The sequence below is a fragment of the Brooklawnia cerclae genome (genome assembly GCF_011758645.1).
Classification (GTDB): domain Bacteria; phylum Actinomycetota; class Actinomycetes; order Propionibacteriales; family Propionibacteriaceae; genus Brooklawnia; species Brooklawnia cerclae.
The window spans coordinates 2,288,435-2,309,662 of record NZ_JAAMOZ010000001.1; the positions used below are offsets into that span (position 1 = coordinate 2,288,435).

Below are 21,228 nucleotides of genomic sequence, written 5' to 3' on the forward strand. Positions count from 1 at the left end.
TCACCCCTGCTCCGAGCGGCCAGCCTATTCGCCTTCCTCCAGCAGATCCGGGGTGAGCGCGGCCTCCGTGTTGGGGATCCCTTTGTCGGCCGCGGCCTTGTCGGCCATTGCCAGCAGCCTGCGGATACGCCCGGCGATGGCGTCCTTCGTCAGTGGCGGATCATGCAACTGGCCCAGTTCCTCCAGGCTCGCCTGCTTGTGCTCCAGGCGCAGCAGGCCGGCGACCCTCAGATGATCCGGCACGTCGTCGCCGAGGATCTCGAGCGCGCGCCCGACCCTGGCGCCTGCGGCGACCGCGGCCCTGGCGGACCGGCGGAGGTTCGCGTCGTCGAAATTGGCCAGCCTGTTCGCCGAGGCACGCACCTCGCGGCGCATGCGGCGTTCCTCCCACACCAACACGGATTCGTGGGCGCCCATGCGCGTCAGCAGCGCGGCGATGGCGTCCCCGTCGCGCACCACCACCCGTTCGACCTGGCGCACCTCCCGCGCCTTCGCCGGGATGTCGAGACGGCGTGCCGACCCGACCAGGGCCAGCGCAGATTCCGAACTCGGGCACGTGATCTCCAGCGACATCGAGCGTCCCGGCTCGGTGAGCGAACCCCGTGCCAGGAAAGCGGCCCGCCAGACGGCCACCTGATCGGAGATGCTGGCCCCCACGACCTGTGCGGGCAGCCCCCGCACCGGGCGGCCCCGGGAGTCGATGAGCCCGGTCTGCCTGGCCAGGGCCTCGCCGTCCTTCACCATGCGCAGCACGTAGCGAGTTCCCCGCCGGATGCCGGAGCCCGTGACCACGAGAAGCTCTGATTCGAATGCGTAGAGATCGGAGATGGCGGCGCGCAGGCGACGGGCGGCTGCGCCCATGTCGAACTCGGCCTCGATGACGATCCGTCCGCTGACGATGTGCAGGCCTGCCGAGAACCGGAGCATGGACGCCACCTCAACGGCACGGGTTGCGGGCTTGAGCACTCGCACCGTTGCCAGTTCCGACTTCACCTGTTGAGTCAACGCCACGTTCGAATCATCCCATACTCTCTTCCAGCCGGTCACCGCAGCCTCGCACAAGGCACGACGGTGATTCAACCGACCATCAGCTCCCGGTAGACCGAGGCCAGGCGCAGCGGGTCGTGGCGGGCCGAGCCGTCACGCATGCGCAGGTCGGCGACCACCACCTCGGCCCCGAGGGCTTGCGCGTACCGGTGCAGGTGCCGGTCGTCGGCGGCGAACGCGGCGTCCACGATGATCGTGTCCAGGCGCAACGCCGGGGCGTGTTCGGCGAGAAGCTCCAGATGCCTGGCCGGGGAGAACCCCTCGGTCTCCCCCGCAGGCACCACGTTGAGGGTGAGCACCCGGCGTCCCCGCGCGTTCACGATCGCATCCGCGAGTTCGGGGACGACCAGGTGTGGCAGCACCGAGGTGAACCACGATCCGGGGCCGAGGACGATGAAGTCGGCGTCCTCGACCGCCGCCACCGCCTGCGGACAGGCGGGCGGCGCGTCGGGCACGAGCCGGATGCACAGCACTTCGCCCTGGGCAACCGCCACCTCATGTTGGCCCCGGATGACGCAGGGGTCGTCCGGGCGCCGCGGGTCGGCGCCGATGACGTCGGCCTCGATCGCCAGCGGCACCAGCGACATCGGCAGCACGCGTCCCTGGACATGCAACAGCTGGCCGACGAGTTCGAGCCCCTCGACAGGGCCCAGGTGCTGCCACACACCCTCGATGAGCAGGTTGCCGATCGCATGACCGTTCAACGGGCCGGGGCTGTGGAAACGCGACTGGAGCACTCCGGCCCACTGGCGGCCCGTGGAGTCGTCCCCACACAGCGCGGCGAGCGCCATGCGCAGGTCGCCCGGCGGCAACCCGCCGAGCTCGCCACGCAGGCGTCCCGACGATCCGCCGTTGTCCGCGACGGTCACCACAGCACACAACTGATCGGTGACCTGCCGCAGAGCCTGAAGGGACGCTGACAGCCCATGCCCCCCACCCAGCGCTGTGACACGAGGCAGATGATCCAAGGTCATTCCCGCCCGAGGTCGCGATGCAGCACGCTCACCTGGATGCCCCGGGCGCGCAGCCTGGCGGCGAACGCCTCGCTGATGGCCGTGCTGCGATGCTTGCCACCCGTGCAGCCGATCGCGAGCGTCGCCTGTCGCTTGCCCTCGCGAGCGTAGCCGGGGCCGATGATGTCGATGAGCTCTGTGAGCTTGGCCAGGAACTCCTGCGCCCCCGGCTGCCGCAGCACGTAGTCACTCACCTCTGTCGACAGGCCCGTCTGAGGGCGCAGGTTCGGCACCCAGTGCGGATTGGGCAGGAATCGCACGTCGAAGACCATGTCGGCGTCCACGGGCAGACCGTTCTTGAACCCGAAGCTCATCACCTGGAAACGGGTGGCCTGGTCGTCCCGCGAGCCGTAGATGTGACCGACCCTGGCCTTGAGCTGGTGCACGTTGAGGTTCGACGTGTCGATCACGACATCGGCGGTGGCACGCAGATCGCGCATCATCCGCCGCTCCTTGGCGATCGCCTGGATGATGCTGCCCCCACCCTGCAACGGCAGCGAACGCCGGGACGACTCCTGGCGCCGCACGATCGCCTCATCGCTGGCCTCGAGGAAGCAGACCTCACGCCGCACGCCCTGGGCCTCCAACTGGGCCAGGATGAGAGGAAGCTGGTCGAACAACTCGCGCGACCGCACGTCCAGCCCCACGGCGAGCCGATCCTGCCCGGCGCGCCGGGCCGTCTCGATGAGTTGCGGCAGCAGGCTCGGCGGGAGATTGTCGACGACGAACCAGCCGAGATCCTCCATCGCGTGCGCGGTGCTGCGCCTGCCCGCGCCGGACATACCGGTGATGACCACCAGTCTCGGCAGTGCGGGCAAGCCGTGCGGTCTGCCCGCAGCGACAGTCTGGACCGCGGACTCGGCTGGAATGCTCACGGATTCCATTATTCCCTGACCGACCGACATCGGCACGACTCGCAACGGGCGCGGCACATGTCGGGCCGGACAACACTCGGCTACAACTCGGAAACCTCTCCGGTCGACATGTTGATCGCCACGCCGACCTCGCCACCCGCGAGAGCGTCCACGACGGCCTGCGCGGTGCGCGGACCGAAACCGGGCAGCGCACTGATGTCGTCCACACCGGCGGCGCGCAGTTTCTTCAAGCTGCTGAAATGCCTCAGCAGCGTCTTGCGCCGTACCTCCCCCAGACCCGGCACGTCGTCGAGCACCGACTCGACCATCGCCTTCGACCTGCGGCTGCGATGAAAGGTGATCGCGAAGCGGTGCGACTCGTCCCGTACCCGCTGCAGGAGATACAGCCCCTCGGACGCGCGGGGAAGGATCAGCGGGAACTCCTCCCCCGGGATCCACACCTCTTCCAGGCGCTTGGCGAGCCCGATGAGCCGCACCTCGTCGGCCAGGTCCAGATCATCCAGCACCTCCTGGGCGGCGTTCACCTGCGGCAGGCCACCGTCGACCACCACGAGCGAGGGGGCGTAGGAGAACGACCGGGCAGCGCCCGTGGAAGGATCGATCAGGGCGGCACCTCCGTCGTCCGACGCGTCCTGGGCCATCTGCTCACGGTCGTCGAGGAGGCGCCGGAAACGCCGCCGTAGCACCTCGTCCATGGCCGCGATGTCGTTGGAACCCTCGAAGCTCTTGATCACGAAGCGCCGGTACTCGCTCTTGCGGGGCATGCCGTCCTCGAACACCACCATCGAGCCGACGACCTCGGTTCCCTGCAGGTGGCTGATGTCGAAACCCTCGATGCGCAGCGGTGCCTGGTCCATGCCGAGGGCCTGCTGGAGTTCCTCCAGTGCCCGTCCACGGGTGCTGAGATCGGAGGCGCGTTTGGTCTTGTGGACCGCGAGCATGTCGGCCGCGTTGCGCGAGACGGTGTCGAGCAGCACCCGCTTGTCGCCCCGCATGGGCACATGTATCCGCACGTGGCTGCCGCGCTGGGACGACAGGATGTCGGCCAGCACGTCACCCGAGGCGGGTGCCACCGGCACAAGAACCTCGGGCGGGACGGACGAGCCGGCGCTCGACTGGAACCCCTGGTCGTCGGCGTACAGCGAGAACAGGAAGCTCTCGATCATGTCGGCGGTATCGGCGTCGTCGGCCCGATCGGCCACCCACCCGCGTTCGCCGCGGACGCGCCCGGCACGCACGTGGAAGATCTGCACGGCGACCTCGAGCGGGTCCTCGGCGAGCGCGATGACATCGGCGTCCGTGCCGTCGGGCAGCACGATGGCGTTCTTCTCGGTGGCCTGGCGCAACGCGTCGAGCGCGTCGCGCAGGACGGCGGCCTGCTCGTAGTGCTGCTGCTCGGCGGCCTGCTTCATCTGGCGGGTCAGCTTGCGCTCGAGGCCACGGGTCTGCCCGGCCCAGAAGGCGCAGAAGTCCTCGACGACGGCTCGGTGGTCGTCGGCCGAGATACGTCCCACGCACGGCGCCGAGCACTTGCCGATGTACCCGAGCAGACACGGCCGCCCGGACGCCGCCGCGTTGCGGAACACCCCGTTGCTGCACGAACGCATCGGGAAGACGCGCAGCAGCGAGTCGACGGACTCACGAACCGCCCAGGCTTGCCCGAAGGGCCCGTAGTAGCGCCACCCCTTGTGCTTGGCCCCTCGTCCGACGAAGACGCGCGGGAACTCATCGGTCCAGGTGACGCACAGCCACGGGTAGGACTTGTCGTCCCGGTACTTGATGTTGAACCGCGGGTCGTACTGCTTGATCCACGTGTACTCGAGTTGGAGCGCCTCCACCTCGGTCTGGACGACCGTCCATTCGACCTTGGCAGCGGTGCGCACCATCGTCTGCGTACGGAAGTGGAGGTTCGCCGGATCGGCGAAGTAGGAGTTCAGCCGGTTGCGCAGGTTCTTCGCCTTGCCCACGTAGATGACGTGGCCGTGGGCGTCGCTGAACCGGTACACGCCCGGGTCGGTGGGGATCGACCCAGGCGCGGGTCGATAGGTCGAAGGATCGGCCATGTCAGGCCGCCGGGCTCGTACGGACGGACCCCTTCCGCGCGGACGAGGACTTCGTCGACCGTGCCGCCGGCGTGTCGGCGTCCGCAGGCCTACGGGACCGCTTCTTCTTCGTGGGCGCCGGTTCAGCGGCAGGCACCTCGCCGTCGGGTTCGGCCGCCGGCTCGACCGGCACCTCGTGCCCATGGAGGATCTCGGACAGGAACGCTCCGGTGTGGCTCTCGGTTGTGGCGGCCACCTGCTCCGGAGTTCCTGTTGCGACGACCTGCCCACCCCGGAACCCGCCCTCGGGCCCCATGTCGATCACCCAGTCGGCCGTCTTGATCACATCGAGGTTGTGCTCGATGACCACCACCGTGTTCCCTCCGTCGACCAACCGGCTGAGGACGTCGAGCAGACGCCGTATGTCCTCGAAATGCAGGCCCGTGGTCGGTTCGTCGAGCACGTAGAGAGTGTTGCCGGTGGAACGGCGCTGCAACTCGGAGGCCAGCTTCACCCGTTGTGCCTCGCCGCCCGACAGCGTCGTGGCAGGCTGACCCAGTCGCACGTAGCCGAGCCCGACCTCGACGAGAGTCTTCAGGTGTCGCGAGATGGCCGAGATCGGGGCGAAGAACTCGGCCGCCTGTTCGATCGGCATGTCGAGCACCTCGGCGATCGTCTTGCCCTTGTAGCGCACCTCAAGCGTCTCGCGGTTGTAGCGAGCGCCATGGCACACCTCGCACGGCACGTAGACGTCGGGCAGGAAGTTCATCTCGATCCTGATGGTGCCGTCGCCCATGCAGTTCTCGCAGCGTCCCCCCTTGACGTTGAAGCTGAACCGGCCGGGTTGATAGCCGCGGGCCTTGGCCTCGGGGGTTTGACTGAACAGCGTCCTGATCTTGTCGAAGACACCGGTATAGGTCGCGGGGTTCGAACGCGGCGAACGCCCGATCGGAGACTGGTCGACGTGGACCACCTTGTTGACGTTCTCGGCGCCCGTGATGCCCTCGTGGCGCCCCGGCACGTCCTTCGCGCCGTAGATCGTCTTGGCCAGCGATCGATAGAGGATCGCATTCACCAGAGACGACTTCCCGGAACCCGACACGCCCGTGACAGCGATGAACCGCCCCAGGGGGAACTCGACGGTGACGTCGTCCAGATTGTTCTCCGCTGCCCCATGGACGACCAGTGTCTTCCCGTTCCCGCGGCGACGACGCTCGGGCAGTGCGATGGAGCGGCGCCCCGACAGGTAGGCCCCAGTGAGTGACCGCTCACAGGCGACCAGGTCGTCGAAACCGCCCGACACCACGACCTCGCCACCGTGTTCGCCCGCTCCGGGGCCGATGTCGACCACCCAGTCGGCCGCTCGGATGGTGTCCTCGTCGTGCTCGACCACGATCAGTGTGTTGCCCAGGTCACGCAGCTTCTCCAGCGTCTCGATCAGCCGGCGGTTGTCGCGTTGGTGCAGGCCGATCGAGGGCTCGTCCAATACGTAGAGCACGCCGGTGAGCCCCGATCCGATCTGGGTCGCGAGCCGGATGCGCTGAGCCTCACCACCCGACAGCGACCCCGCGCTGCGGGCCAGGGTCAGGTAGTCGAGGCCGACGTCCAGCAGGAACCTGACCCGCTGCTGGATCTCCTTGACCACCTGCGCCGCGATGGCCCGCTCACGCTCGGACAGTTCGAGCCGTCCCATGAACTCGGACAGCTGCGAGATGGCCAGTTCGCTCACCTGATGGATGTTGCGATCGGACACGGTCACGGCCAGGGTCGAAGGCTTCAGGCGAGCCCCCTTGCACACCGGGCAGGCGACCTCACGCAGGTAGGCGCCCCACCGCTCGCGGGCCGCGTCCGTCTCCGACTCGTCGTAGCGGCGCCGCACGTGCGGGACCACGCCTTCGTACTTCTGCGTGTACGAACGCACGCGGCCGAATCGGTTGCGGTAACGGATCAGCACCGGATCGTCGTAGCCGTCCAGGATGAAGTCACGCACGTCGACGGGCAGTTCCCGCCAGGGAGTGTCGACCGAGAAGCCGAGCTTGTCGCCCATGCCCTCGAACACGTGGGTGTAGTGGGCAGCCACCGTGGGGCTCGACCAGGGCGCGATCGCGCCTTCCGCGAGGCTCTTGTACTGGTCGGGGACGACCAGCTCCCGATCGACCTCGAGCGTCGTCCCGAGCCCGGTGCAGGCCGGGCAGGCGCCCCACGGGCTGTTGAAGGAGAACTGGCGCGGCTCGAGCTCGTCGAGCGCTATGTCGTGCCCGTTGGGGCAGGCGAGCTTCTCGCTGAAGCTGCGGCGCCGGGCCGGATCCTTCTCGTCCCGATCGACGAAGTCGAGGACGATCAGGCCGTCGGCCAACCCCAGAGCGGTCTCCACCGAGTCGGTGATCCGTTGCTTGGCCGACGCCTTGACCGCCACCCGGTCGACGACGACGTCGATGTCGTGTTTGCGCTGCTTGTCGAGCTTCGGTGGCGAGGTCAGTTGCGAGACCTCCCCGTCGACGCGGACGCGCGCGAACCCCTGCGTGGCCAAGTCTCGGAACAGTTCGGTGTATTCGCCCTTGCGACCACGGACGACCGGAGCCAGCATCTGGAACCGCGTGCCCTCGGGCAACTCCAACACCTGGTCGACGATCTGCTGGGGCGTCTGTCGGCTGATCGGCTCCCCGCACACGAGGCAGTGCGGATGACCGATGCGCGCGAACAGGAGCCGCAGATAGTCGTAGATCTCCGTGACGGTTCCGACGGTCGATCGCGGATTACGGCTGGTGGACTTCTGATCGATCGCGACGGCCGGTGACAGCCCCTCGATGAAGTCGACCGCGGGCTTGTCCATCTGCCCCAGGAACTGCCGCGCGTAAGCCGACAACGACTCCACGTACCGCCGCTGTCCCTCGGCGAAGATGGTGTCGAACGCGAGGGAGGACTTACCCGACCCGGACAGACCCGTGAAGACGACAAGGGAGTCCCGTGGCAGGTCTAGCGAGACGTTGCGCAGGTTGTGCTCGCGCGCCCCTTGGATGATGAGCCGATCCTTCACGTCCCACATCGTATGCGTCGCCTACGACAATTCTGCGACCGTGGGCATTCCGTTGGACAATGGTGGTTCAACGTGGTCGACTGGCGTGTGTTGCACAGGAATCGGGGGTGGCGTCGTGGCTTGGGATGCGTCCGACCAGGCGCGCTTGAGCGTCGGCCAGCTCGCCGAGGTTCGCAAGCGCAAGCTGGAGGCCACACAGCGACTGCTCGGCGACACCATCGCCCTCAGCGAATTGGCCTGGCAGGAGCCCTCCCGTCTACCGGGATGGACTCGGGCCCATGTCGCCAGCCACCTTTCCAGGAACGCGGACGCATTGTGCCGCGCCGTCGACCTCGCACTCATGGGACGCCGTGCCCTGATGTACGACTCGGACGAGGATCGCGACCTCGCCATCGAGCGTGGCTCGGAGCGCAGTGGCCTTGAACTCCAGATCGACCTGGACACCTCGGCGGGCCGTCTCAATCACCGTTTCAACGTGCTCGAGACACTGCCACCCGACATGCTGCTCGAGCTCACTCCCGGGAACCTGTACCGCGCTGACCTGCTGCCCCTGGTACGGCTGAACGAGATCGTCCTCCACCACATCGATCTGGACTGCGGCTTCGAGGTGACCGACATCGATCCCGAACCGGCCCGCTGGCTGCTCGAACTGAACGCCATGCGTCATCCGCTGGAGGGGCTGGTACGCGGGATCCACCTGGAATCGGAGTCCGGGTTCGTCCACGACATCGGGCCGCAGCAGGCGGCCGTGACGGTCGGGGGCCCCGACGCCGTCGTGCTCGGCTGGTTGACCGGCCGGCTGCGCCCCGCCGACGGCGAGGCACTCGGTCTGCCGGAGGAACCCCGACCGCGTTGATTCCACGCGTAGGGACGCGCGGGATCCTCGACGGATAGGGTTGAGCCGTGACCGACCCTTACCACACCGGACCCCGCGAGGAGCCCATCGTGTTCACCGTCGGCGCCGTGACCTGCACGAAGGTCAGCGTCGGTCCCATGGACAACAACGCCTACCTGCTGACCCCCTCCGAGGGACCACTCGTACTCATCGACGCCGCTGCCGAGGCCGCCACCCTGCTCGACCTGATCGGCACACGCCCCTTGGGCACCGTGGTGACCACGCACAGGCACACCGACCACCTCGGCGCACTGGCACGTGTCGTCCGCGACACCGGAGCCGCACCCGTCGCCGGCCGCCCGGACGTCGATGCGATCACGGAGCAGACGGGAATCAGATCACGAGGGGTGTGGACCGGGGACACCATCCCCGTCGGGACGACGAGCCTCGAGGTCATCGGCCTCGCCGGGCACACCCCCGGCGGCATCGCCCTGGCTCTGCGTCCGGACGACGGCCCTACTCATCTGTTCACCGGAGATTCGCTGTTCCCCGGAGGCGTGGGCAAGACCCTCACGCCACGGGACTTCTCAGCCCTGCTGGGAAATGTCGCGGCTCTGGTCTTCGAGCCGTTCGGGGACGAAACCCTCGTCCACCCGGGTCACGGGGACTCCACCACACTGGGTGCGGAGCGCCCGCACCTGGACGAGTGGCGCGCACGGGGCTGGTGACCGCGCTGCCACTCGTCCGGGCATAGCGACTGCTTATTCGGTGACGCCTTCGCGCCTGGTCTTCAGCAGGCTGAGAACGGCGGTGATCGCGATCGTCACCACGATGACGATGAGCGACAACGCGGTCGGCACCTCCCAGGCCACCACGTTGTAGTGGTGCAGAGCGTGCAGCACCAACTTCACCGCGATGAAGCACAGGATGAAGGCGAGGCCCAGCGAGAGGTAGACGAGCCGCTGAAGGAGCCCACCGAGCAGGAAGTACAACTGCCTCAGGCCCATGAGTGCGAAGAAGTTCGCGGTGAAGACGAGGTAGGGCTCCTGGGTGAGACCGAAGATCGCCGGGATCGAGTCGAGGGCGAACATCAGGTCGACCGAACCGAGTGTCAGGATGACGAAGAACATCGGGGTGAACAACCGCTTGCCGTCGATCTTCACCGACAGATGGTCGCCGTGGTACTCGTCGGTCGAGGGGATCACGCGTCGAGCGAATCGCATGAAGGCGTTGTCAGCCTCGTTGTGCTCTTCCTCCTCCGACCCGGACTGCCGGTAGTCGATCACGAGCTTGACGCCCGTGTAGAGCAGGAAGGCGCCGAAGATGAAGAACACCCAGGCGAACTGGTTGATGATGGCGGCGCCGAGCGCGATGAAGATGCCGCGGAAGATCAGCGCCAGGATGATGCCTGCCATCAAGGCGAACTGCTGATACTTCCGGGGAACACGCATGGACCCCAGGATGATGATGAACACGAAGAGGTTGTCGATCGACAACGAGTACTCGGTGAGATATCCGGAGAAGAACTCGACCGCGTAGTGCCAACTGGACTTGCCGCTTTCGGGCAAGGGCCTGGCGAACAGACCTATGCCGAGGCCGAAGAGAACCGCCGCGGTGACGAATCCGGTGATCGCCAGTCCGCATTCCTTCATTGACGGCTCGTGGGGGTGCCGGGCCATGTGAATCACGTCGATCACGAGGACAAGGGCCAGAACGGCCAACGTGACGACCCACACCAGTGGGGTTACATGCATCGGGTATGTACCTTCCGATCAGAGGGAACGTCCTGGAGGTCTCGCCACTGATCGCTCCAGAACGATCTGCTGCGGCACCGGAAGTCGAACTTCGTAATGACGACTCCGCACGGGGGCTACTCCCCTCCGAAAGCGATTGTCGCACCCCGAACCCTGCAAGACAAACGGTGCCACCGACGTCGGCGACTATAGCATCTACGACCCTTCACGTCGCTACCTCTGCGGTATCGACGTGATTTCAGGAAGATCTACTGTGCGAGCGGACGTGAACGGGGTCAACGGCTCGCCTCGACCATCTGTCGCAGTTCCTTCTTCAGATCGGCCACCTCGTCCCGCAGCCGTGCCGCGAGCTCGAACTGCAGCTCTGCCGCCGCTGCGTGCATCTGGTCGGTCAGCTCATGGATGAGGTTCGCCAGCTCGGTCGCCGGCAGGTTCGCCGTGTCGAGACCGCGCATCTCGGCAGGCAGTGCCGAGGGCGCCTGCTGCTTGTTGGAACGCCCCGGCTTCACCCAGTAGTCGGTGTCGGCGTCCTCACGTGCCATGAGATCGGTGATGTCCGCGATCCGTTTGCGCAGCGGCTGCGGATCGATCCCGTTCGCCACGTTGTAGGCCACCTGCTTGGCACGCCGGCGATTGGTCTCGTCGATCGCCTTGGTCATCGAGGGCGTCATGTGGTCCGCATACATGTGCACCTGACCGGACACGTTGCGGGCCGCGCGACCGATCGTCTGGATGAGGGATCGATCCGACCGCAGGAAGCCCTCCTTGTCGGCGTCCAGGATCGCCACCAGAGACACCTCGGGTAGGTCGAGGCCCTCGCGCAGCAGATTGATGCCGACCAGCACGTCGTACTCGCCCAGGCGAAGTTCCCGTAGGAGTTCCACTCGCCGCAGCGTGTCGACCTCGGAGTGCAGGTACCGCGTCCGCACACCGTGTTCCATGAGATAGTCCGTCAGATCCTCGGCCATCTTCTTGGTCAGAGTGGTGACCAGGACGCGCTCGTCCCGCTCGACCCGCTTGCGGATCTCGCCCATGAGATCGTCGATCTGCCCCTTCGTCGGCTTGACGATGACCTCCGGATCCACCAGGCCGGTCGGGCGGATGATCTGCTCGACGACGCCCGAACTCCGGGCCAGCTCATAGGGGCCCGGGGTCGCCGAGGAGTAGACCGTCTGCCCGATGCGCTCGGTGAACTCCTCGAACCTCAGGGGCCGGTTGTCCATGGCGCTGGGCAGTCGGAAACCGTGTTCCACGAGCGTCCGCTTGCGGCTCATGTCTCCCTCGTACATGCCGCCGATCTGGGGCACCGTGACGTGCGACTCGTCGATCACCAGCACGAAGTCGGACGGGAAGTAGTCGAGGAGACAGTTCGGCGGAGTGCCGGGGCCTCGTCCGTCGATGTGCCGCGAATAGTTCTCGATGCCGGCGCACGTGCCGATCTGGCGCATCATCTCGATGTCGTAGCCGGTCCGCATCCGCAGACGCTGGGCCTCCAGCAGCTTGCCCTGAGCCTCCAGTTCCGCGAGGCGTTCCTCCAACTCGGCCTCGATGCCCGTGATCGCCCGTTCCATCCGCTCGTGCCCGGCCACGTAGTGCGACGCCGGGAAGACGTACATCTCCTCATCGGTGCTCAGCACCTCTCCGGTCACCGGATGCATCGTGGACAGCGCGTCCACCTCGTCGCCGAAGAACTCCACCCGCACGGCGTTGGACTCGTACATGGGGAAGATCTCGAGGGTGTCGCCCCGGACGCGGAACGTTCCCCGCGTGCCTGCCAGGTCGTTGCGCACGTACTGCATGTCGACGAGCTTGTGGAGCAGATCGGTGCGGCCCCACTCCTGTCCGACGCGCAGCCTGAGCATGGAGTCCACGTACTCCTGCGGGGTGCCCAGGCCGTAGATGGCCGACACGGTCGCCACCACGATCACGTCCCGCCTCGTCAACAACGAGTTGGTCGTGGAATAGCGCAACCGCTCCACCTCCTCGTTCAGGCTGGAGTCCTTCTCGATGTAGGTGTCGGTCTGCGGGACGTACGCCTCCGGCTGGTAGTAGTCGTAATAGCTGACGAAGTACTCCACCGCGTTGTCGGGGAAGAACTGACGCAGTTCGGCGGCGTACTGGGCGGCCAGCGTCTTGTTGGGCTGCATGACGAGCATCGGGCGCTGCAGCCGTTCTGCCAGCCAGGCGACGGTGGCCGTCTTGCCGGTGCCGGTGGCACCGAGCAGGACGACGTCGTTCTCCCCGGCCTCGATCCGACGTTGCAACTCGTCGATGGCGGCCGGCTGATCACCGGCAGGCCGGAAGTCGGAGTGCACCGTGAACGGTGCTACCCGACGGGTGATCTCTTCGACCGGACGCATGCCATACAGCGTAGGTGCCCCCACTGACAATTCCGCCCGGACCATCACCGAACTCGACGCCCGGAGCGAACACGCAGCGCTACTCCGCGTCCCCGCGTGCACCAGCGCGCTCGACCAGCTCCGACCAGAGCCGTGCCACCCGCGCTGCCATCTGGTCGGGGGTGCCCGAGTTGTCGATGACGAAATCGGCTGCGGCCAGCCGCTCGGCCCGGGACGCCTGGGCCACTACCCGGGAACGGGCGTCCTCGTCCGTCAGCCCGCTGCGCCCCATCAGCCGCTCGACCTGTACCGATTCCGGGGCGTCGACGACCACCACCACATCGAAGTCCGCCTCCTGCCCCGTCTCGACCAGGAGGGGGATCACCCGCACGACGATCGCATCCGCCGGCGCCTGCGCGACGAGTTCGGCGGCCCGCGCCCGCACGGCGGGATGGACGATCGCGTTCAGATCGGCCCGCGCCCGCTCATCACTGAAGACGAGCCGCCCGAGCGCTGGTCTGTCGAGCGCGCCGTCGCTGCGCAGCACCCCCGGCCCGAAGCGCTCCACGACTCGCGCGAGCCCGTCCGTCCCGGGAGCGACGACCGCGTGGGCCAGCTCGTCCGAATCTATGAGCACGGCACCGTGCCCGGCCAGCAGGCCGGCGACGGTCGATTTCCCCGACGCGATCCCGCCGGTCAGCCCCACAAGGAGCGCGGGCACGTCATGCCACCCCGAACGCGGCGTCGACGGCCATGCGCAATGCCACCTCATGGGAGTCGACACCCCAGTCGCGTGGATCGTAGTCGTCGCTGGCCAGGGAATCCGCCGTGAACAGGATCTCGCCGAAGCGAACCCCCCGGAACCGGGCGCATGCGGCCAGCGCCGCACACTCCATGTCGACGACCCCGCAGCCCTGGGTGGTGCGCCGATCCACCATCGCGCGGGTCTCCCGGTAGAAGGCATCGGTCGTCCACACGGACGCCTCGGCCACGTCGTGCCCGCGTCCCCGCACCGCTTCCGCACAGGCCAGCCGGACGCCGGCGTCCGTCTCCACCCACTCGGAGGGCGGCAGGTAGTGATAGCTGGTGCCCTCGTCCCGCAGCGCGCGGACGGGCAGGATGAACTCGCCCTCGCCGAAGGGATGCAGAGCCCCGCACGATCCCACGGCCACCGCCACGCGCACGCCGCGCTGGAAGAGGTAGTCGGCGATGATCGTCGCCGCGGGCGCCCCGACCGGCAGCTCGATGAGGACGGCGGACCGTCCTCCCCTGGTCAGCCGGTACGCCGGGAAGAGCTGCGTGACATAGCCGACCATCTCGACGACCGGGGCGTTCTCCGCCTCCGCATGGGCGGTCACCGCCCGGCCGAGGAACGCGAGCACCGCTCGGTCGGGGAAGGTCACCGAATCGGGCGTCAGCGCCTGGGACGAGATCAGATCGCTGGGGTCGTCGTCGAAATCCAGCACGGGCCAATCACCGGGCGTCAGCATGGGGACATCGCCTCCTGTTCGTGGTACCGCGGGGATCGTACCGCGAACCCGCGGCACGACGTCGCCACACCACGATCGACGAAGCCGCGACGCGGAGACAAGAAGAGGCCCGGACCCTGCGGCCCGGACCTCTTCTGCGACGCTCATCGGCCCCTGAGGGACCGCCCGGTCAGTGGCTGCCGTTGGTCAGCTTGTCCCGCAGGGCCTGCAAGGCCTCGTCGGAAGCCAGCGAACCCTCGGCCTCGGCCGGAGCCGAGCTGTACTCGGTGGCAGCCTCGCGGGCCGCGACGTGCGCGGCCTCCTCGGCCTCGGCAGCCTGCTTCTTGAGGGCGAGCCAGCGCGCCTGTGCCTCGGCGTACTGGGCCTCCCACGCTGCCTGCTGCTCCTCGTAACCCGGCTTCCACTCGTTGGTCTCCGGATCGAAGCCCTCGGGGAAGATGTAGTTACCGGCGTCGTCGTAGCTCGCGGTCATGCCGTACAGCGACGGATCGAAGTCGTCGGCGGCGATGTCCACACCCTGGTTGGCCTGCTTGAGGCTCAGGGAGATCCGACGGCGCTCCAGGTCGATGTCGATGATCTTCACCATCACCTCGTCGCCGACGCTGACCACCTGCTCGGGGATCTCGACGTGACGCTCGGCCAGCTCGGAGACGTGCACCAGGCCCTCGATGCCGTCCTCGACGCGGACGAAGGCACCGAACGGAACCAGCTTGGTGACCTTGCCGGGCACGATCTCACCGATCTGGTGCGTGCGGGCGAAGGTCTGCCACGGATCCTCCTGCGTCGCCTTGAGCGACAGGGACACGCGCTCGCGATCGAGCTCGACGTCCTTGACCTCGACGGTGACCTGCTGGCCGACCTCGACAACCTCGCTCGGGTGGTCGATGTGCTTCCAGGACAGCTCGGAGACGTGCACCAGGCCGTCCACGCCGCCCAGATCGACGAACGCGCCGAAGTTGACGATGGACGACACGACGCCCTTGCGGATCTGGCCCTTCTGCAGCTGGTGGAGGAACGTCTGGCGGACCTCCGACTGCGTCTGCTCGAGCCACGCGCGACGCGACAGCACGACGTTGTTGCGGTTCTTGTCCAGCTCGATGATCTTGGCCTCGAGCTCCTGGCCCACGTAGGGCTGCAGGTCGCGGACGCGGCGCATCTCGACCAACGACGCGGGCAGGAAGCCACGCAGGCCGATGTCGACGATCAGGCCGCCCTTGACCACCTCGATGACGGTGCCGGTGACGACACCATCGGCTTCCTTGATCTTTTCGATGGTTCCCCAGGCACGCTCGTACTGCGCGCGCTTCTTGGAGAGGATGAGGCGGCCTTCCTTGTCCTCCTTCTGCTGGACGAGAGCTTCCACCTCGTCCCCCACCTTGACGACGTCGAAGGGATCGACATCGTGCTTGATGGACAGTTCCTTGGAGGGGATGACGCCTTCGGTCTTGTAGCCGATGTCGAGGAGGACCTCGTCGCGATCGACCTTGACGACGGTACCAGTCACGATGTCGCCGTCATTGAAATACTTGATGGTGGAATCGACCGCAGCCTCGAAGGCTTCCGGCGTTCCGATGTCGTCGATTGCGACCTTGTTCGAGGCCTCAGTAGAGGAGGTCATGTAGTAGGGCTCCGATTTGTGGTTATGGTGATGTTGCTGTGGACGCACCGTGGCCCTGCGGGTTGTGGGACCGGGAGATGGCCGACCGCGGCATCGACCTGCGGTGAGGACCAGCAGGCGTCGTGCGGAACGACCGGGATGGGCCGGAAGTCACACCGCTAGCGCGACCTGCTCCGTCCGAGGCGGCGCAGACCACAATGCCTTTCAAGTCTACGTGCGGCGTCCCAAACGGGTCAATCCGGGTTCCGGTCGCCGGTTCGGCCGGAGAACGGGCAGGATTGCACCCGCTGGTAGAGTGCTTCTGGGTCGTTGATCGGTCACGCATCGGCCCGGCGACGGCTGATCCACTAGGCCCGATCCGCGTATCAGAACGGCGCCTGGCTACCGAGTACGAATCACGGGGGCAACTGACACCATGCGCAAGCGCACCTTCCGGATCGCCACGGCCGTGGTCCTGCTCACGATGGCCTTCGTACTGGCTTTCATCGCGCTGCGCGACCAGTCGCAAGATGTCCTCCAACTCCCACTCTTCGGTTCGGACCAGACGTCCGGGACGACGAAGGACTCCACACGGCCGGTCGTGACCCCCGCGTCCCTGGAGTGCTCGACAGACCCCCAGCCCGTCGACGATCCCGTGTCGATCACCCTCGTACGGCAGGGTATGACGATGCCGGTGCTGTCGCTGGGCCAGGACGGGAGCAGCGCGGCGGCGGCGCCCCCGAACAACGAGTCGCATACCGTCGCCTGGTTCAACGAGGGACCAAAGGTCGGCTCCGACATGGGCAAGGTCGTGCTCAGCAGCCATACCTTCCGCTTCGGCGGCGCCCTGGGCAACGAACTCAACGACGGCCTGCTTGACGTCGGGGACGTCGTGCTGATCACCGGCTCCGACGGCAGCAACATCTGCTACCGGTATTCCAGCAGCCTGCATGTGATCGAGGCCGACTACGACCCGCACTCCGACATCGTCTACGACTACACCGGCGCCCCTCAGTTCGCGCTCGTCGTGTGTTCCGACTACGACTCTGCGGGCAACGCGCTGGGCCGCATGATCTACTACGGCGACCTGATGAGCGGCGACGCGGCCTGATCCCGGTGACCGGATCTCAGTGGGCCGCCTCCAGCCACGTTCGCCCGTAACCGATCGACACGTCGAGGGGCACCTGCAGGTCTGCGGCGCCACCCATGCGCTCGCGGACGAGTTCCTCGACCCGCTCGCGCTCGCCCGGCGCCACCTCCAGGACCAGTTCGTCGTGGATCTGCAGCAGCATCCGCGACGCCAGGCCCGAGGTGCGCAGCGCCTCGTCCAGCCCGATCATGGCCACCTTGATGATGTCGGCCGCCGACCCCTGGATGGGCGCGTTGAGCGCCATCCGTTCGGCCATCTCCCTGCGCTGCCGGTTGGACGAGGTCAGATCGGGCAGGTAACGCCGTCGTCCGAGCAGGGTCTCGGTGTATCCGACGCGGCGAGCACCCGCGACCACCTCCTGCAGGTAGTCACGCACCCCGCCGAACGTCGCGAAGTAGTCGTCCATGAGTTCCCGGGCCTGGGCCACCGACACCCCGAGCCGTGAGGACAGCCCGTAGGCCGACAACCCGTAGGCCAGCCCGTAGTTCATCTGCTTGACTCCGGCGCGCTGGGCGGGAGTCACCTCGTCCGACCGGACCCGGTAGACCCTGGATGCCGTGACCGTGTGGAAGTCGACACCGCTGCGGAACGCCTCGATGAGATCGGCGTCCCCCGACGCGTGGGCCATCACGCGCATCTCGATCTGGGAGTAGTCCGCGCTCATGAGCCCCTCGAACCCGCTGCCGACGACGAAGGCCTGCCGCACGCGACGGCCCTCCTCGGTGCGGATCGGGATGTTCTGGAGGTTGGGATCGGTCGAACTCAGCCGGCCGGTCGCCGCCACGGTCTGCAGGTAGGTGGTGTGGACGCGGCCGTCGTCCTGGACGGCCTTGCGCAGCCCCTCGACAGCCTGCCGGAGCTTGATCGCGTCACGGTGGACGAGCAGGTGCTCCAGGAACGGATGCCCCGTCTTCGCGTAGAGCCCCTCCAGCGCCTCGGCGTCGGTGGTGTACCCCGACTTGATCTTCTTGGTCTTCGGCAGGTTCAGCTGATCGAACAGCACCGCCTGCAATTGCTTGGGCGAACCGAGGTTGACCTGCTGGCCGACCGAGTCCCAGGCCTCCTGCTCGGCCTGGCGGACGCGGGCGTCGAACGTTGCGAACAGATCGTCGAGCACATCGTTGTCGACGGCGATCCCGGTGCGCTCCATGCGGGCGAGGATGCGCTGAAGGGGAAGCTCGATGCCGACCAGCAAGCTGCGCTGGCCCAGGGCGTCAAGTTCTCCGAGCATCTCGCGGGCCAGGTCGATCACGGCCCTGGCGCGGATCATCGCGGCCATGGCGGCGCCCTCGTCGTCACCGAAGTCGAGCATCTCCTGGCCCGAACCCGAGCCGTCGGTGCCGTCGACCCGCAACTCACGTTTGAGATGGCGGATCGACAGGTCCTCCAGGTCGTAGCTGCGCTGGTCGGGACGCAGCAGGTACGCCGCCACCTCGGTGTCGCAGGCCAGGCCGTCGAAGGCCCATCCGCGTTCCCACAGCGCGAGCATCGGCCCCTTGGCACTGTGCATGGCCTTCGGCCGAGCGGGATCGGCCAGCCAATCGGCCAGAGCGGTGTCGTCGGCCGGGCTCAACTCGTCGGTCGACATCCAGGCAGCCGCCCCGTCCTCGCCGGCCAGGGCGATCGCGGTCACGTCACCCCGCCCGGAGCCCCAATGCCCCTGGACGTCGACCCCCGTCAACCCGCCCGTGGCGTGAGCCGTGAGCCACGCTGCGACCTCGCCGGGAGCCAGGCGCTGGGTCACGAGCTCGAACCCGGTGTCGACCGGCTCGTCGTCGAGCGGGAACGTCTCGATCAGGCGATCGCGCAGCACCCGGAACTCGAGGGCGTCGAACAACTCGTGCACGGCCTCACGGTTCCACCGGTGCCGGACGAGGTCGTCCAGGCCGATCGGCAGGTCGACGTCGCGAACCAACCGGTTGAGCCGGCGGTTGCGGACGACGTCGTCCACATGCTGGCGGAAGGACTCCCCGGCCTTCCCCGGCACTTGATCGGCCCGGACGAGCAGGTTCTCCAGCCCGTCGAACTGGCTCAGCCACTTCGCCGCCGTCTTGGCACCCACCCCGGGGACCCCCGGGAGATTGTCGCTGGTCTCCCCCACCAGGGCCGCCAGCTCGCTGTAGCGTTCAGGGCCGACGCCGTACTTGTCCAGCACCGCCTCGGGCGTCATGCGCGACATCTCGCTGACCCCCCGCTTCGGGTACAGCACGGTGGTGTTGCCGTCGATCAGCTGGAAGGAGTCGCGGTCACCGGTGACGATGATCGTGTCCCAGTTCCGGTCGTCCGCCTGGGTGGTGAGCGTGGCGATCAGGTCGTCCGCCTCGAAGCCGTCCGCCTCCACATGACCGATGCTCAGGGCGTCCAGCACTTCCTTGATGAGGGCGACCTGACCGGTGAACTCGTCCGGACTCTTGGCACGCGTCGCCTTGTAGTCCGCGTACTGCTCGGTGCGGAAAGTTCTGCGGGAGACGTCGAAGCAGACACCGACATGCGTGGGCCGCTCGTCACGCAGCACGTTGATCAGCATCGAGGTGAACCCGTAGACCGCGTTGGTGAACTGCCCCGTCTGAGTGCTGAAGTTCTCCGTCGGCAACGCGTAGAAGGCCCGGTAGGCCATGGAGTGGCCGTCGATCAGCATGAGCAGGGGCCGATCGACCGGGCCGTCGCCGACGGCGGGACCGGACTCTGGGGAAGCAGGCTGCGCACTCACCTGTCCGACTGTAGCCGCCGACAGGGACGGACTGCGCGCGATGCGTCACTGCTCGCGGGTGCGCGGTACGTCCGCGTCTATGTGACACAGTTGCACCATGACCGACCTGCCAGCGACCGATCTGCCGGCCTGGGCCTCGCCCGGTGCCAGTGCCTTCGACACGAAGTTGGGCCTGGAACTCATCGAGCTCTCGGCCGCGCGTGTGACGGGCCGTGCCCCGGTGGAGGGCAACACGCAGCCCTTCGGGCTGTGGCACGGGGGCGCGTCCGCCACGCTCGCAGAGACACTGGCCTCGTTGGGAGCGACGATGCACGCGCAACCCGACCGCCGAGCCGTGGGCACGGAACTGTCGATCAGCCACATCCGCAGCGCGAGCACCGGCTGGGTGCACGGCTGCGCCACGGCGATCCATTTCGGACGGGGATCAGCCGTCTACACGGTGACGCTCACCGACGACGACGACCGGCTGCTCGCCAGCGCGCGCGTCACCTGCCGCATCCTGGGATGACCATCTGGCCGACTGGGGCGACGGCGAACGAACCGCCACATCGCCGCTTGTCGGCTACTTGGGCTTCTTGGGGCTCTTCCCCTGCTTCGCGTGGTCGATGACACCCTCGGCCACCTCACGCATCGACTTGCGCAGGTCCATCGCGGTCTTCTGGATCCAGCGGAACGCCTCGGGCTCGGTCAAGCCGAGGCTCTCCTGCAGGATGCCCTTCGCCTGATCGACGATCTTGCGGGACGCCAGGCGCTCCTCGAGGTCCTCGATCTCGTCGTCGAGCGCACGGATCTCGGCGTAGCGGGCCATCGCGATCTCGATGGCAGGCACCACGTCGGACGCGTCGAACGGCTTGACCACGTAAGCCATCGCACCGGCCTCACGAGCCTGTTCCACCAGCTCGCGCTGGCTGAAGGCGGTGAGCATGACGACCGGGGCGATTCGCTCCGAGGCGATGACCTCGGCCGCGGCGATGCCGTCCATCTTCGGCATCTTGACGTCCATCACCACGAGATCCGGTTCGAGTTCGCGCGCCATCGCGACGGCCGCCTCGCCGTCTCCCGCCTGTCCGACGACCTCGTACCCCTCATCGTTGAGAAGTTCGACCAGGTCAAATCGAATCAGCGCCTCATCCTCTGCGACGAGGACGCGCGGCGGCCGACTCGTCCCTGTCTTCGTACTGTCAATCACTGCGTTTCCTCTGATTCGAGCGTTCGTCCCAGAACGTTGGTGTGGGTTTCACGAGGCAAACCCATCGTGCCGGACTGAGCTTATCGCAATGCCCAAGAGGACACCGATAACAAGGCCCGAGCGAGTGGCAACCAGTTTCCGTCGCAATGG

At 67.2% G+C, this 21,228-nt stretch carries 16 protein-coding genes; 4 read left to right on the forward strand and 12 right to left on the reverse strand.

The genetic code is table 11. The features are described 5' to 3' along the window. Positions 1-24: 24 nt before the first annotated feature. The 5 genes from whiA to uvrA form a co-directional block, all read right to left on the reverse strand. Complete coding sequence (whiA, locus tag FB473_RS10670; RefSeq protein ID WP_167167262.1) at positions 25-1,011, reverse strand: DNA-binding protein WhiA; 987 nt, start codon at positions 1,009-1,011, stop codon at positions 25-27. 65 nt (positions 1,012-1,076) lie between these two features. Then, positions 1,077-2,021: a gluconeogenesis factor YvcK family protein gene (locus FB473_RS10675; RefSeq protein WP_167167265.1), complete on the reverse strand. Its 945-nt coding sequence runs from the start codon at positions 2,019-2,021 to the stop codon at positions 1,077-1,079. Beyond that, a complete protein-coding gene (gene rapZ / locus FB473_RS10680) occupies positions 2,018-2,878 on the reverse strand; it encodes an RNase adapter RapZ (RefSeq protein WP_279588643.1) in 861 nt (286 codons plus the stop codon). Before rapZ ends, FB473_RS10675 begins: the two co-directional genes overlap by 4 nt. A 137-nt stretch (positions 2,879-3,015) precedes the next feature. Continuing rightward, entirely contained in the window at positions 3,016-4,998 is a 1,983-nt protein-coding gene (gene uvrC / locus FB473_RS10685; protein WP_167167271.1) for an excinuclease ABC subunit UvrC, read from the reverse strand. 1 nt (position 4,999) lies between these two features. Next, positions 5,000-8,023, reverse strand: a complete 3,024-nt coding sequence (uvrA, locus tag FB473_RS10690; protein WP_167167303.1) for an excinuclease ABC subunit UvrA — start codon at positions 8,021-8,023, stop codon at positions 5,000-5,002. Positions 8,024-8,129: 106 nt separating this feature from the next. Between uvrA and FB473_RS10695 the strand changes: the two genes are divergently transcribed. Both FB473_RS10695 and FB473_RS10700 read left to right on the forward strand, forming a co-directional pair. After that, complete coding sequence (locus FB473_RS10695; protein ID WP_341770093.1) at positions 8,130-8,870, forward strand: maleylpyruvate isomerase family mycothiol-dependent enzyme; 741 nt, start codon at positions 8,130-8,132, stop codon at positions 8,868-8,870. Positions 8,871-8,917: 47 nt separating this feature from the next. After that, a complete protein-coding gene (locus tag FB473_RS10700) occupies positions 8,918-9,577 on the forward strand; it encodes an MBL fold metallo-hydrolase (protein WP_341770094.1) in 660 nt (219 codons plus the stop codon). A 33-nt stretch (positions 9,578-9,610) separates the two neighbouring features. On the opposite strand, the gene FB473_RS10705 is transcribed toward FB473_RS10700, so the two are convergent. The 5 genes from FB473_RS10705 to rpsA form a co-directional block, all read right to left on the reverse strand. Then, a complete protein-coding gene (locus FB473_RS10705) occupies positions 9,611-10,603 on the reverse strand; it encodes a TerC family protein (RefSeq protein WP_167167309.1) in 993 nt (330 codons plus the stop codon). A 275-nt stretch (positions 10,604-10,878) separates the two neighbouring features. Next, positions 10,879-12,963: an excinuclease ABC subunit UvrB gene (gene uvrB, locus FB473_RS10710; RefSeq protein WP_167167311.1), complete on the reverse strand. Its 2,085-nt coding sequence runs from the start codon at positions 12,961-12,963 to the stop codon at positions 10,879-10,881. A 79-nt stretch (positions 12,964-13,042) separates the two neighbouring features. Then, positions 13,043-13,663, reverse strand: a complete 621-nt coding sequence (coaE, locus tag FB473_RS10715; RefSeq protein WP_341770095.1) for a dephospho-CoA kinase — start codon at positions 13,661-13,663, stop codon at positions 13,043-13,045. A 1-nt stretch (position 13,664) separates the two neighbouring features. Next, a complete protein-coding gene (locus FB473_RS10720) occupies positions 13,665-14,432 on the reverse strand; it encodes a nucleoside phosphorylase (RefSeq protein WP_167167317.1) in 768 nt (255 codons plus the stop codon). A gap of 169 nt (positions 14,433-14,601) precedes the next feature. Further along, positions 14,602-16,050 (reverse strand): 30S ribosomal protein S1, encoded by a 1,449-nt coding sequence (rpsA, locus tag FB473_RS10725; RefSeq protein WP_167167319.1) that lies wholly within the window; start codon positions 16,048-16,050, stop codon positions 14,602-14,604. 415 nt (positions 16,051-16,465) lie between these two features. Here rpsA and FB473_RS10730 point away from each other — a divergent pair, with 415 nt between their 5' ends. Beyond that, positions 16,466-17,140, forward strand: coding sequence for a class F sortase (locus tag FB473_RS10730; protein WP_167167321.1), 675 nt, complete (start codon positions 16,466-16,468; stop codon positions 17,138-17,140). Between the two features lie 16 nt (positions 17,141-17,156). Here FB473_RS10730 and polA read toward each other — a convergent pair whose 3' ends face one another. Continuing rightward, positions 17,157-19,913: a DNA polymerase I gene (gene polA / locus FB473_RS10735; RefSeq protein WP_376837260.1), complete on the reverse strand. Its 2,757-nt coding sequence runs from the start codon at positions 19,911-19,913 to the stop codon at positions 17,157-17,159. A 73-nt stretch (positions 19,914-19,986) separates the two neighbouring features. Between polA and FB473_RS10740 the strand changes: the two genes are divergently transcribed. Beyond that, the gene (locus FB473_RS10740; protein ID WP_167167324.1) at positions 19,987-20,397 is read left to right on the forward strand and encodes a PaaI family thioesterase; all 411 of its coding nucleotides are present in this window, start codon (positions 19,987-19,989) and stop codon (positions 20,395-20,397) included. A 54-nt stretch (positions 20,398-20,451) separates the two neighbouring features. On the opposite strand, the gene FB473_RS10745 is transcribed toward FB473_RS10740, so the two are convergent. Beyond that, positions 20,452-21,078, reverse strand: a complete 627-nt coding sequence (locus FB473_RS10745; RefSeq protein WP_376837253.1) for an ANTAR domain-containing response regulator — start codon at positions 21,076-21,078, stop codon at positions 20,452-20,454. Between the last annotated feature and the right edge of the window lie 150 nt (positions 21,079-21,228).

Excerpts from the sequence above, each read along its gene's own strand:
- uvrA (WP_167167303.1), bottom strand. The coding sequence starts at position 8,023 with ATGTGGGACGTGAAGGATCGGCTCATCATCCAAGGGGCGCGCGAGCAC.
- FB473_RS10730 (WP_167167321.1), top strand. The coding sequence starts at position 16,466 with ATGCGCAAGCGCACCTTCCGGATCGCCACGGCCGTGGTCCTGCTCACG.
- FB473_RS10705 (WP_167167309.1), bottom strand. The coding sequence starts at position 10,603 with ATGCATGTAACCCCACTGGTGTGGGTCGTCACGTTGGCCGTTCTGGCC.
- FB473_RS10740 (WP_167167324.1), top strand. The coding sequence starts at position 19,987 with ATGACCGACCTGCCAGCGACCGATCTGCCGGCCTGGGCCTCGCCCGGT.
- FB473_RS10675 (WP_167167265.1), bottom strand. The coding sequence starts at position 2,021 with ATGACCTTGGATCATCTGCCTCGTGTCACAGCGCTGGGTGGGGGGCAT.
- uvrB (WP_167167311.1), bottom strand. The coding sequence starts at position 12,963 with ATGCGTCCGGTCGAAGAGATCACCCGTCGGGTAGCACCGTTCACGGTG.
- FB473_RS10720 (WP_167167317.1), bottom strand. The coding sequence starts at position 14,432 with ATGCTGACGCCCGGTGATTGGCCCGTGCTGGATTTCGACGACGACCCC.
- uvrC (WP_167167271.1), bottom strand. The coding sequence starts at position 4,998 with ATGGCCGATCCTTCGACCTATCGACCCGCGCCTGGGTCGATCCCCACC.
- rpsA (WP_167167319.1), bottom strand. The coding sequence starts at position 16,050 with ATGACCTCCTCTACTGAGGCCTCGAACAAGGTCGCAATCGACGACATC.